General features: G+C 70.6%; 11 protein-coding genes and 1 pseudogene. 9 read left to right on the top strand and 3 right to left on the bottom strand.

Features of this window, described 5'->3' with window-relative positions; translation table 11 throughout:
• Nucleotides 1–453: 453 nt before the first annotated feature.
• From NE236_RS06705 to NE236_RS06670, 8 genes and pseudogenes are all read left to right on the top strand, one after another.
• Nucleotides 454–576, top strand: a pseudogene (locus tag NE236_RS06705) (sigma factor); the annotation flags it as partial.
• Nucleotides 577–776: 200 nt separating this feature from the next.
• Complete coding sequence (locus NE236_RS06700) at nucleotides 777–962, top strand: RNA polymerase sigma factor (protein WP_252840923.1); 186 nt, start codon at nucleotides 777–779, stop codon at nucleotides 960–962.
• Complete coding sequence (locus NE236_RS06695; RefSeq protein WP_252840922.1) at nucleotides 959–2,143, top strand: hypothetical protein; 1,185 nt, start codon at nucleotides 959–961, stop codon at nucleotides 2,141–2,143. Before NE236_RS06700 ends, NE236_RS06695 begins: the two co-directional genes overlap by 4 nt.
• Nucleotides 2,144–2,375: 232 nt before the next feature.
• Complete coding sequence (locus NE236_RS06690) at nucleotides 2,376–2,870, top strand: (2Fe-2S)-binding protein (RefSeq protein ID WP_252840921.1); 495 nt, start codon at nucleotides 2,376–2,378, stop codon at nucleotides 2,868–2,870.
• 132 nt (nucleotides 2,871–3,002) lie between these two features.
• Nucleotides 3,003–5,471 (top strand): xanthine dehydrogenase family protein molybdopterin-binding subunit, encoded by a 2,469-nt coding sequence (locus tag NE236_RS06685; RefSeq protein WP_252840920.1) that lies wholly within the window; start codon nucleotides 3,003–3,005, stop codon nucleotides 5,469–5,471.
• The gene (locus tag NE236_RS06680; RefSeq protein WP_252840919.1) at nucleotides 5,468–6,313 is read left to right on the top strand and encodes an FAD binding domain-containing protein; all 846 of its coding nucleotides are present in this window, start codon (nucleotides 5,468–5,470) and stop codon (nucleotides 6,311–6,313) included. Before NE236_RS06685 ends, NE236_RS06680 begins: the two co-directional genes overlap by 4 nt.
• 177 nt (nucleotides 6,314–6,490) lie before the next feature.
• Entirely contained in the window at nucleotides 6,491–6,856 is a 366-nt protein-coding gene (locus NE236_RS06675; RefSeq protein ID WP_252840918.1) for a hypothetical protein, read from the top strand.
• A gap of 205 nt (nucleotides 6,857–7,061) precedes the next feature.
• The gene (locus tag NE236_RS06670) at nucleotides 7,062–7,955 is read left to right on the top strand and encodes an SRPBCC family protein (protein WP_252840917.1); all 894 of its coding nucleotides are present in this window, start codon (nucleotides 7,062–7,064) and stop codon (nucleotides 7,953–7,955) included.
• A gap of 83 nt (nucleotides 7,956–8,038) precedes the next feature.
• Here NE236_RS06670 and NE236_RS06665 read toward each other — a convergent pair whose 3' ends face one another.
• Complete coding sequence (locus NE236_RS06665) at nucleotides 8,039–8,770, bottom strand: anti-sigma factor (RefSeq protein WP_252840916.1); 732 nt, start codon at nucleotides 8,768–8,770, stop codon at nucleotides 8,039–8,041.
• Entirely contained in the window at nucleotides 8,770–9,345 is a 576-nt protein-coding gene (sigK, locus tag NE236_RS06660) for an ECF RNA polymerase sigma factor SigK (RefSeq protein ID WP_372494264.1), read from the bottom strand. Before sigK ends, NE236_RS06665 begins: the two co-directional genes overlap by 1 nt.
• A gap of 405 nt (nucleotides 9,346–9,750) precedes the next feature.
• Between sigK and NE236_RS06655 the strand changes: the two genes are divergently transcribed.
• Complete coding sequence (locus tag NE236_RS06655; RefSeq protein ID WP_252840914.1) at nucleotides 9,751–10,305, top strand: peroxiredoxin; 555 nt, start codon at nucleotides 9,751–9,753, stop codon at nucleotides 10,303–10,305.
• A 176-nt stretch (nucleotides 10,306–10,481) separates the two neighbouring features.
• On the opposite strand, the gene NE236_RS06650 is transcribed toward NE236_RS06655, so the two are convergent.
• Nucleotides 10,482–11,666, bottom strand: a complete 1,185-nt coding sequence (locus NE236_RS06650; RefSeq protein ID WP_252840913.1) for an RNA-guided endonuclease InsQ/TnpB family protein — start codon at nucleotides 11,664–11,666, stop codon at nucleotides 10,482–10,484.
• Nucleotides 11,667–11,753 lie beyond the last annotated feature (87 nt).

Genomic DNA, 11,753 nt, shown 5'->3' with positions numbered 1-11,753 from the left:
CCGTTCAAACGCGACGAAGGAACACAATGCCAGCGTTTTAGACGATCCGGAATCCTTCCGCGAAAGCCCGTTGGAGGCCGCCTCCTGCTGGTCCGGGCCGGAACAGCCTCAGGATCGCGGTTCACCGCCTGGGTGCTCCGCGCCGGTGGGTTGTTCGACTCCGGGGTGCCAGGGAGGATCCTGACAGACCAGATCACCGTGTCAATGATCAGCTGCCACGTGCCGACCCGCCGAGCAGCCTGAATCCGGCGGTCGTGTCCCGCGAGCCGCCGTCACGACACGCGGACGACCGCCGCGGTGCAGGCCGTGACCCCGAGGTGTAAGGCCGGCGGCGCTCCCGACATGGAAGGGGTGATCACATCCCGACCAGCGAAGGAGGCCGACGTGAGGGTCCCCCGTGGCAGATGACCGACGGGCCCGGTTCGAGGCCGTCTACATGGACACGTACGAACGATCCTGGGCTACGCCACGCGCCGGTGCGACTCCCCCGAGGACGCCGCCGACGCGGTGGCCGAGACGTACACGATCGCCTGGCGGAAGATCGACAAGCTGCCGGCCGGTGATGAGGCGCGGCTCTGGCTGTACGCCGTGGCGCGGAAGGTCCTGGCCAACCATCGGCGAGGCGAGCAGCGCCGCCGGGCGCGGAACCTCCCGCTCCATGAGGAGCTCGCGCAGTTGTACGGCGCGGTGCCGTCCCCGGAGGACCGGCCGGACCTGCGGGCCGTCGGGCAGGCGTTCCGGACGCTGTCCGACCGCGACCGTGAACGCTGTCGCTGGTGCTGTGGGAAGACCTGGACCACGGCGAGATCGCGCGGGTCCTCGGCTGCTCGCGGGGCGCCGTGCACGTCCGGCTGCACCGTGCGCGCAAGCGCCTGGCACGCACGCTGGCGGACGCCGGTGTGGAGGTTCCACCGGGACGGTCCGGTGCGACCGCCCCGCTGACCGAGGGGAGGTCGCTGTGAACGACATCGACGAACTGGTCGGCCGGCTCGCCCGCGTACGGGACGGCGACCTGGCCGGGGCCCGCCATCGCCCGGCCGCGCGAGCGCTGCTCGATCAGGTCACCGCGGCCACCGGCCGGACGGCGCCCGCGCGCCGATTTCCACGGCGCCTGGTCCTGAGCGCGACGGCGGCCGCCCTGGCGATCGGCGCCGTCATCGGGATCGGCCTGGGCGGCCCGCACGACCCGAGCCGGCACGACCCGAAGACCCGGAACGTCAGTGCGGTTCTGGCCATCCAGCACCGGGGCAAGGTCTACACGGTCCTCGTCAACGACGCCTTCGCCGATCGCCGGGAGTACGCCAAGGAGCTCCGGAAGGCCGGGCTGACCGTCGACCTGTCGGTCGTGCCGGCCTCACCGTCGCTGGCGGGACGGCTCCTCGGGGTATCGGTCGGTGATTCCCCGAAGGGACCGAAGGACGACGGGGGCGACACGAGCGTCGACGACTACCCCGTCAAGTGCTACACCGCGCCGCACGAATGCCCACTCGGCCTGCAGATCTCCACGACCAACCCGCGGATCCCGATCAAAGTGCTGCTCGGCCGCAGGGCCAGGCCCGGCGAGGTCTACGACCGGGACGGCGGCCGGGGTGATGTGACGGCCAAGGGAGAGGCCCTTCAGGGCGCCCGGATCGAGGGGCACACGCTGGCGGAGGTGATGGCGCTGCTGCGTCAGCACCATCTGTCCGTCGCCGGCTACCGCCGCAGCACGTCCCTCGGGGACGGGGGCGGCTTCACGGAAGACGAGGCGTCCGCGAGCAGTGTGAAGCCCACCGACCGGGTCGGCGAGGTCGTCAGCCCGCAGTGCGAACTCGGTCATCGTGATCGTGGGAGAGGTCCCCCACGAGCGCTACTGACGGGGCGGACGCGTCCCGCGCGGCGGGCATGTCCGCCCGTGATGTTCGTGGCGGTGCCCGCCGAGGACGCCGCCACGAACATCACTTGGGTGCCGAGGCACGGTCAACCCCGTGTCCAGGTTTTGTCACCCCTCTGGCCTAACCCGTCATTCCGGGCTTACGTTGAAAAACACGCCTCCTGCCACTGGAGCCAGCGATGTCGCGTAGCCGTGCGAAACGCATCAGACGAGCCGCCGCCAAGATCCGCCGCAGGCACCGTGAGGGCGCCCGGCGCAGCCACAAGGTGAACACCCACCACCAGTTCAACCAGGACTGACGCCCGCGGGACGGGGTCCGGTGCCCGATCGGCGGCGGCGCGTCGAGCGCCGCCGCCCGGACGAGTGCGGGCCGACGGCCCTGAGCGGCCGGGCCCGGCCGACGACGCCCCTCACTGAGGAGAGCGCGCCGGTCACGGGCCGCACGACGGCGCTCGGACCCTCCCGCGGACCACCCATATCCGAAACAGACCTGGGAGGACGAATGCCGCATGTGTCGGTGGACGTCGACGGCGTCAGATACGAGGACGAGGTCGAGGCGCGCCTCTTGCTCACGCACTACCTCCGCGACCGGCTGGGCAAGGTGGGCACCCCCATCGGCTGCGACACGTCCAACTGCGGGGCCTGCACCGTCCTAATGGACGGCCTCAGCGTCAAGAGCTGCTCCGTCCTCGCCGTACAGGCGGACGGCCACGAGATCACCACCGTCGAGGGCCTGGGCGACGGACAGGACCTGCATCCGATGCAGCGGGCGTTCCATGAGGAGCACGCGCTGCAGTGCGGCTACTGCACCCCCGGCATGATCATGGCCGCGCTCGACCTGCTGCGGGACAACGCCGATCCGTCCGACGAGGAGATCCGCGCCGGGCTCGAGGGCAACCTGTGCCGCTGCACCGGCTACCAGAACATCGTCCGCGCCGTCCGCCGGGCCGCGGACGGCATGCGGCAGGCCGAGCGGCCGGAGGAGGCGCGCTCATGAGCGAGCGAAACGAGCGAATCGAAAACACGGCGCGCCTGGTCACTCCTCCGACGAAGGAGGCCGCATGAACGAGCCGAGCGAGCGGATCGAAAGCACAGTGCGCCCGGTCACTCCTCCGACGAAGGAGGCCGCATGAGTGAGATCGCTCCGGAGGCGGTCGCCGAGCAGGTCACGCCGAGCACACCGGACGCGACGGCGGAGGTCGGCCGGGCCCGCCTGCGCACGGAGGACGCCCGGCTGATCACCGGGCGGACCACCTGGACCGACAACATCCAGCTGCCCGGCCTGCTGCACGTGGCGTTCCTGCGCAGCCCGATCAGCCACGCCCGGATCACCCGGATCGACGCCGAGGACGCCCGCAGGCGGCCGGGCGTGATCGCCGTCGTCACCGGGGCCGACCTCGCCGGCGAACAGGGCAGTCTGCCCTGCGCATGGCCGGTCACCGAGGACATGGTGCTGCCCGACCACCCGCCCGTGGCGGTCGACGAGGTCCGTTACGTCGGCGAGCCGGTGGCCGCCGTCGTCGCCCGGGACCGGTACGCCGCCGTCGACGCGCTGGAGGCCATCGACATCGACTACGAGCCGCTGCCGGCCGTCGTCGACATGGAACGCGCGATCGAGGAGGGCACCGGCCTCGTCCACGCCGACAAGGGCACGAACACGAGCTATACCTGGGTCTTCGAGGCGGGCGAACCGGACGCGGCGTTCCGGGACGCGCCCGTCGTGATCGAGCGCCGGTACGTCCAGCAACGCCTGATCCCGACCGCGATGGAGCCCCGCGCCGTCGTCTGCTCGGCCGTCGGCGACGAGTACACCCTGTGGTCGGCCACACAGATCCCCCACATCCTGCGGCTGATGCTCGCCACGGTCACCGGCATCCCCGAGCACCGGCTGCGGGTCATCGCGCCCGACGTCGGCGGCGGGTTCGGCTCGAAACTGCAGGTGTACGGCGAGGAGGTCGTCTGCCTGCTGCTGGCCAGGCGCCTCGGCCGCCCGGTCAAGTGGACCGAGTCGCGCAGCGAGGGCAACATGGCCGTGCACCACGGCCGCGACCAGATCCAGCGCCTGTCCCTCGCCGCCGACCGCGACGGCCGGATCCGCGGGCTGAAGGTCGACCTGCTCGCCGACATGGGCGCCTACCTGATGCTCGTCACCCCCGGCATCCCCCTGCTCGGCGCGTTCATGTTCAACGGCATCTACAAGATGGACGCGTACTCCTTCCGCTGCACCGGCGTGTTCACGAACAAGACGCCGACCGACGCGTACCGGGGTGCGGGCCGGCCCGAGGCGACCTTCGGCATCGAGCGGATGATGGACGAGCTGGCCGCCGAGCTCGGCCTGGACCCGCTGGAGGTACGCCGGCGCAACTGGATCGCGCACGAGGAGTTCCCGTACGACACGATCTCCGGGCTGACGTACGACTCCGGCAACTACGAGGCGGCCACCGAGAAGGCGATGCGGCTGTTCGACTACGACAAGCTGCGCGCCGAACAGGCCGACCGGCGCGACCGGGGCGACCCCGTCCAGCTCGGCATCGGCGTGTCCACCTTCACCGAGATGTGCGGGCTGGCGCCCTCGCGGGTCCTCGGTTCCCTGTCGTACGGCGCCGGCGGCTGGGAGCACGCGTCCGTACGGGTCCTGCCCTCGGGCAAGGTGGAGGTGGTGACCGGGTCGTCCGCGCACGGCCAGGGGCACGAGACCGCGTGGGCGCAGATCGCCGCGGACCGGCTCGGCGTGCCCTTCGAGGACGTCCGGGTCCTGCACGGCGACACGAGCGTCTCACCGAAGGGCATGGACACCTACGGCTCGCGCTCGCTCGCGGTCGGCGGGGTCGCGCTCTACAACGCCTGCGACAAGGTCGTCGACAAGGCCCGGCGGATGGCCGCGCACCTGCTGGAGGCCGACGAAGGCGACCTCGAGTTCTCCGGCGGGTCGTTCTCGGTCAAGGGCGTGCCCGGCCAGGCCCGTACGCTGCAGGAGGTCGCGCTCGCCGCCTTCGCCGCCCATGACCTGCCCGAAGGGTTCGAGCCGTCCCTGGACTCCGAGGCCACCCACGACCCGGAGAACTTCTCCTTCCCCCACGGCACGCACCTGTGCGCGGTCGAGGTCGACACCGAGACCGGATTCGTCAAGATCCGCTCGTACGTCGCCGTCGACGACGTCGGGAAGGTCGTCAACCCGCTGATCGTCGAGGGGCAGGTGCACGGCGGCCTCGCTCAGGGCATCGCGCAGGCGCTGTACGAGGAGGCGGTGTACGACGCCGACGGCAACCTGACCACCACCACGATGGCCGACTATCTGGTGCCCTCGGCGGCCGACCTGCCGACGTTCACCACCGACCGTACGGAGACACCGGCGACCACCAACCCGCTGGGCGTCAAGGGCGTCGGCGAGGCCGGGACGATCGCCTCGACGCCGGCCGTGGTCAACGCGATCGTCGACGCGCTGCGCCCGTACGGCGTGGACGACGTGCCGATGCCGTGCACGCCGGAGCGCGTCTGGCGGGCCCTGCGCGCGGCCCAGAGCGGACAGGCACCGCCCGGCGGCTCACCCGAGCCCGGAGCGGGCGGCGGCCTCGGCTCGGCGGGAGGTGCGGCATGATCCCGGCGCCGTTCGACTACGTGCGGCCGTCCACGCTGAACGACGCCGTCACGGCCCTGCGTGAGGCGGACGAGGAGGGCAAGGTGCTGGCAGGCGGGCAGAGCCTGATGCCGCTCCTGCGCCTGCGCCTCGCCTACCCCGAGGTGCTCATCGACGTCTCCGGCCTGCCGGAGCTGCGCGGCGTGCGCGACGACGGCGACTCCATCGTCGTCGGGGCCATGGCCACGCACTACGAGGTGATGCGCGATCCGCTGGTCCAGGCCCACGCGCCGCTCCTCGCCGCGGCCACCTCCACCGTCGCCGACCCCGCCGTCCGGCACCGGGGGACCTTCGGCGGCTCGCTCGCGCACGCCGACCCGGCGGGCGACCTGCCGGCGGTGGTGCTCACGATGGACGGGCTGTTCGTGACGTCGGCCCGGGAGATCCCGGCCCGTGATTTCTTCGCCGACTACCTGACGTCGGCGCTGGAGCCGGACGAGATCCTTCTGGGGGTACGCCTGCCGAAGACGTACACCGGCTGGGGGTTCCACTACGAGAAGTTCCACCGTACGGCGCAGGCGTGGGCCGTGGTCGGGGTCGCGTGCCTCGTCCGGCGCACGGACGGCGAGATCGCCCACGCGCGGATCGGCCTGACGAACATGGGGTCGACGCCCGTACGGGCGTACGCCGTGGAGACGGCCGTCGCGGACGGCCCGGCCTCCCGCGAGGCGTTCCAGAGCGCGGCCCGGGACGCTCCCGACGGCACGAATCCGCCGAGCGACCTGCACGGGTCCGCGGAGTACCGGCGGCATCTCGCGCAGGTGCTGACCGCCCGCGCCCTCGCGACGGCCGCAGGCGTCTGATATTGCGCGGTAGGTGTTTGCCCCAGCGTCGCCGGTAGTGGCCGCCGCGTGCGCGGCTTTGGTGGGTTCGTCGGTGGCGACCAGGATATCGGCTGGAACCGTGTCGGGATCGATTGCGTCTGACCGCTACAGACTCATATGGTCTGGCCGAAATACCACTTCAGTCATGGAGGTCTTTTGAGGTACAAGAGCTTGGCATCGGCCGCAGCCATCACCGGAATCCTGCTCGCGGGTGGTGCCACCTCAGCCGCAGCCGTTACGCCGAACCACCCGGCTTCCGGCACCGCGTCTGTCGCGTGTGAGTTTCCCCGGAAAACGGTGAAGGCGCACGAGAGCGTGAAGATCCGCAAGACCGCACACGTGAAGAGCACATACCTCGGCCTGCTTCCGAAGGGGAAGCGCGCGAAGAGGGTCCACCCCTGTGCAATCGTCACCATCGCGGGAAACTATTCGCTCTGCGGCTGGAAGAATGACAACAGGTGGGACCTCATCAACTACCGCGGCATCAAGGGCTGGGTGCCCTTGGCCTGCGTCGTTGGATGAGCATTAGGACCTCGACGCACTGATCCGCTGTTCGCTCAGCAGGTTCGCCCCGCTCACCCCGGGTATGCACCGGAACGCGCCCGGGTGAGCGGAGCGACGGGTCCGCCGGACCGGTGATCACGACGGTCTCGCCCTATTCGCTGGCGTATGCGGCGAACACGGCCGTAATGTCACCCGCAGACCACCGATCGCGAGGAGGCAAGGCATGGAACTCGACCACGAGTTCACCGTTCCGGTGCCGGTGGACCAGGCGTGGCGGGTGCTGCTCGACGTGGAGCGCATCGCGCCCTGCATGCCCGGAGCGACGCTGGACGCGGCCGACGCCGACGAGTTCACCGGCCGCCTCAAGGTGCGTCTCGGCGCGATGACCATCACCTACCGGGGCACGGCCCGCATCGCGTCCCGGGACGAAAGCGATCGTACGGTGACGATCGAGGCCTCCGGCAAGGAGGCGCGAGGGCCGGGCACCGCCTCCGCCACGGTCCAGGCACAACTGTTCGACGAGGACGGCCGGACGCGTGTCACCGTCCACACCAAGCTGAACGTCACCGGTCGTCCGGCGCAGTTCGGGCGGGGCATCCTCGGCGAGGTCGGCGGCAAGCTGATCGGCCGGTTCGCCGACAACCTCGCCGCCGAGCTCGCCGAGGGAGCCGAGAAGACCGCGGGCGCCGAGGCGCCGACCGGTGCCGAGCCCCTCGTGACGGAGGGGACCGAGGCTCCTGCCGAGGCCAGGGCCGCGACGGACGCCGCCGGTGCCGCCACGGCCGAGGAGGCGGTCGCCGACCGGGACGAGACCGGCGGCACCCCCGGTACGGGCGAGGACACGACCGGCGTCCCCGCGCAGAACGGTCGCGGGACGGGATTCCCGTCCGGGCAGGCCGCCGCCAAGGAGGAGAGCGACGCCGAGCGGGGGGTTTCCGCCGCCCCGGCCGAGCCCGCGCGGGCGACCGCCACCGGCGCGCCGTCCCGCAGGCCGGAGGCCGAGCCCATCGACCTGCTGCAGGTCGCCGGGCCGTCCGTCCTGAAGCGGGCCGCACCCCTGATCGTCGGCCTGGCCCTGCTGCTGACCCTGTGGCGCCTCATCCGGCGGCGCCGATAGGGCGTGGTCTCGTAGCGCGGCCGGCAGCGGACTCATGAAACAGCCCCTGGCCCCGGCCGCTCCCGGCGCGCGGCCGACCGCCCTCAGATGCCCAGGAGCGCGATGGGCCTGGTGGTCGGCTGCCGGGAGCCGGCGGCGGGCTCGACGGTCAGCCCGACCTTGTTCGCGTCCGCCAGGACGCCCGCCACGAGCGTGCGGACGCGGCCGTCGGCGCCGGGCCGGACCAGTCCCCCGGCGCGAACGCCATGGGGGCCGATGAGCCACATCTCGTACGTCTTCTCCGTCGGCAGCGAGCGCAACCCGGAGGACGTGAGGACCGCCCTGCCCCGGGACCGGGAGAACACCACGGTGACGGTGCCGCCGGAGGTGACCGATCCGGTCACGGTACGGGCGTCGGGCGCGGAGAGCACCGCGGCCACGGTGCGATCCGCGGGCCCGGGCCGGTCCGATCGCTGCGCGTTCAGTGCCACCCCGACCGAGACGGCCGCGACCACGAGGCACGCGGCCGTGAGGGCGACGGCGAACCGCGTCCTCCCGGGCCGTCGGGACCGCAGCGGGATCACGTCGGCTCCGGCCGTCGCGGGAGACGCCTGCGGCACCTCGCGGATCTCGGCCAGCACGCGCTCGCGCAGCCCCGGCGGCGGAGTGCGCACGGCGGCGGCGCCGAGCCGGACCGCGGTCGTCCGGAAGCCGCGCACCTCGGCGGCGCAGGACGCGCACCCCGTCAGATGCGCTTCGAAGAGCCGCCGCTCGTCCTCGTCGGCCACCGCGTCGAGAGCGTAGGCGGCGGCGAGCAGGTGGAGGTCATCGCTCATCACGCGACCCCCAGGCAGTTCCGCAGGCGGATGAGGCCGTCGCGCATCCGGGTCTTCACCGTTCCGAGCGGAGTGGCGACCATGTCGGCGACCTCCCGGTAGGAGTATCCCTCGTAGTAGGCCAGGGTGATGGACTCGCGCTGCAGGGGCGTGAGCGTGTCGAGGCAGCGGCGGACCCGCTCGTGCTCCAGGCGTTTCTCGACGTTCTCGGCGACCTCGTCGTGGGCCGGAGTGATCTCGCGCCGCCCGGCGCGGTCCGCGCGGTCGCTCGCCGCCTGCTCGGAGCGCACCCGGTCGACGGCACGGCGGTGCGCCATCGTCATGATCCAGGCCATGGCGCCGCCGCGTGAGGGGTCGTACCGGGGCGCCGAACGCCAGACCTCGATCAGCACCTCCTGAGCGACCTCCTCGGCGTGGGCGGCGTCGCGGACGACGCGGAGGATCAGGCCGTACACCGCCCCCGCGACCTCGTCGTACATCCGCTCGAACGCCGCCGTGTCGCCGGCGGCGACCCGGCCGAGCAGCCGGTCGAGCTCGGACGTGCGCTCACGCGACGCCGCCCCGGGTCTTCGCAGCAATGGCACTGGGCACTCCCCGCTCGCACTGCCCGGATCGTACGCTTTTGCGCCGACGCCGGTCATCAGAACGCTCCGAGGCTGCGCACCGCTATACCGATGCCGAGGACGACGACGAGCGCCGCGCTGCCCGCCGGGACGGCCCCCGAGTAAGCTGCGAAATCGTCCGCTCTGTGACTCGCTGGGCGATAGGTGATGCCTATTTGGCGGTACGGCGCGGAGCGCCGCCGCAGCCTCCCGAAGTGCAGGTGTTCCGCCGGGGCGAGAAACGCCGAAGCTGGGCGACAGCTGGATTCCGATAGTAATCTCCTATCGAGATCCTCCGGGCGAACCGTTTTCGCCGATCAGCGATGCCTACGGCGCCCTGGGGATGAAACCACACCCGTCTGGCAAGGAGGCCTACGAGTGCTCACGGTCGGTGACCACTTTCCGGAGTACGACCTCACCGCGTGCGTCTCGCTCGACGCCGACAACGCGTTCGAGCAGAGCGACCACAAGTCCTACGGGGGCAAGTGGCGCGTCGTCTTCTTCTGGCCCAAGGACTTCACCTTCGTCTGTCCGACGGAGATCGCGGAGTTCGGCCGGCTCAACGACGAGTTCGCCGACCGCGACGCCCAGGTGCTGGGTGTCTCGGTCGACTCGGAGTTCGTCCACTTCGCGTGGCGCAAGGACCACCCGGACCTGCGCGAGCTGCCGTTCCCGATGCTGTCGGACGTCAGGCGTGAGCTGTCGACGGCGCTCGGCGTCCTCACGGACGAGGGCGTGGCCCAGCGCGCGACGTTCATCGTCGACCCGAACAACGAGATCCAGTTCACGATGGTGACCGCGGGTTCGGTCGGCCGCAGCGTCAAGGAGGTCCTGCGGGTCCTCGACGCGCTGCAGTCCACCGAGCTCTGCCCCTGCAACTGGAACAAGGGCGAGTCCACGCTCGACGCCAAGAAGCTGATGGCGGGCGTCTGATCGACGGATCATCCGGCCGGCCGCCGGTGCCACGGCCGGCCGTCGTCGTGACGTCGGAGCAATGGAGCATGAGCGGTATCGACACTGTCAGCTTCTCGGTCCTGAAGGGTCCTGAAGGACCGAGCTTGCGGCTAGAGCCTCACTGGCTGTGAGGTGGTCTGCCGCGTCTTGGCCACTCAGCCGTGTGGGCTGGTGGCCGGGACGTGTGACTTCCGCCCCGCATCCCACGCGTTCTGGCCTCTTCGGGCCAGGACGCGGGAAGCGTTCCGGTCCGCGTGCGCAACGACGCCGCAGCCCCGGCAGGTGAACACAGCTTGAGACACCCGGTTGAGCCGGTCGATGTGCCCGCACCCGGCGCATTCCTTGGAGGAGTACGCCGGGTCGACGAACACGACAGGGACACCGGCCCGGCGTGCCTTGTAGACGATGAAGTCTGCGAGCTGGGCGAAGGCCCAGGAGTGCAGGGCGACCCGTTGGGGCTTGCGGAGCCGTACCCGTTCACGGATCCCCGTCAGCTGTTCGAGGGAGATGCCGCGCCCGGTGCGTTCAGCCTCGGTCACGATCGTCTTGGAAACACAGTGGTTGATGTCTTTGGCCCGCCGCGATTCCTTCCGGCGCTGTTTCTTCAACAGCCGTTTGGCGGACTTGGTGCCCTTCTTCTGGAGCTTGGCCCGCAAGGCGAGCTGCCGCCTGCGGTAGCGGTTCAGGTTGCGCCCGGCGGCCTTGTGGCCGGTGGAGGTGGTGGCGATGTTGACGATGCCCAAGTCCACCCCGATGAACCCGTCCGGCTCACCGGTCTGGGCCTCGGGGACCTCACACGTTGCGATGAGGTAGAACACGCCATCGCGTTCGACCAGATCACTCTCGCCCTTACGGTGCGCGGTGAGCTGCTTGAGCGCGTTCGGTGAGCAGGCGAACCGCACTCCCTTCAACCGGCCAGCCATTGTCCAGATGCTCACCGTCTGGGCGTCGTACTGCCAGCTGAGACACCGATCGTCATACGGGTGTGCCGCCTGAGACCGGAAGGTGATCGGCTTGGACTCCGCCTTGATCCGGCGCTTGGACCCCTCCTTGCCGAGATTGCCGGCACGCAGGTTGGCGTGCAGCGTGGTGTAGGCGTCCCGCACCTTCTTGATCACATGCTGCGCCACCTGCGCACCCAGACCACATTCCCTGAGCTCGGCATAGGTGTGCTTGCGCAATTCGTACTCACGCGGAACACCCCGGGCGAACGCCACACCAGATACCCAGCACGCAGCCTCATTGACCGTACGCAGGGTGTGTTTCAGCGCCGCCACCTGCTCGGGCGCCGGCAAGAGCTTTACCTGCACAACAACCTTCACAAGACGTGACCATAGCATCGCTTTGTGTCACATCGCTGGAAGTCGCTCCCCGATCATTCGCGAGAGAAGAAGTACCGTCCACACACCCTGCACGCGTACGTGGTC

The sequence above is a fragment of the Actinoallomurus purpureus genome (assembly GCF_024055795.1).
GTDB lineage: Bacteria > Actinomycetota > Actinomycetes > Streptosporangiales > Streptosporangiaceae > Actinoallomurus > Actinoallomurus purpureus.
The sequence above is the reverse complement of the archived record's forward strand: the minus strand, read 5'-3'. Positions and strand labels throughout refer to the sequence as shown.

Coding starts and splice junctions, on each gene's coding strand:
- NE236_RS06680 (WP_252840919.1), top strand. CDS start 5,468: ATGATCCCGGCGCCGTTCGACTACGTGCGGCCGTCCACGCTGAACGAC.
- NE236_RS06650 (WP_252840913.1), bottom strand. CDS start 11,666: ATGCTATGGTCACGTCTTGTGAAGGTTGTTGTGCAGGTAAAGCTCTTG.
- NE236_RS06670 (WP_252840917.1), top strand. CDS start 7,062: ATGGAACTCGACCACGAGTTCACCGTTCCGGTGCCGGTGGACCAGGCG.
- NE236_RS06685 (WP_252840920.1), top strand. CDS start 3,003: ATGAGTGAGATCGCTCCGGAGGCGGTCGCCGAGCAGGTCACGCCGAGC.
- NE236_RS06665 (WP_252840916.1), bottom strand. CDS start 8,770: ATGAGCGATGACCTCCACCTGCTCGCCGCCGCCTACGCTCTCGACGCG.
- NE236_RS06690 (WP_252840921.1), top strand. CDS start 2,376: ATGCCGCATGTGTCGGTGGACGTCGACGGCGTCAGATACGAGGACGAG.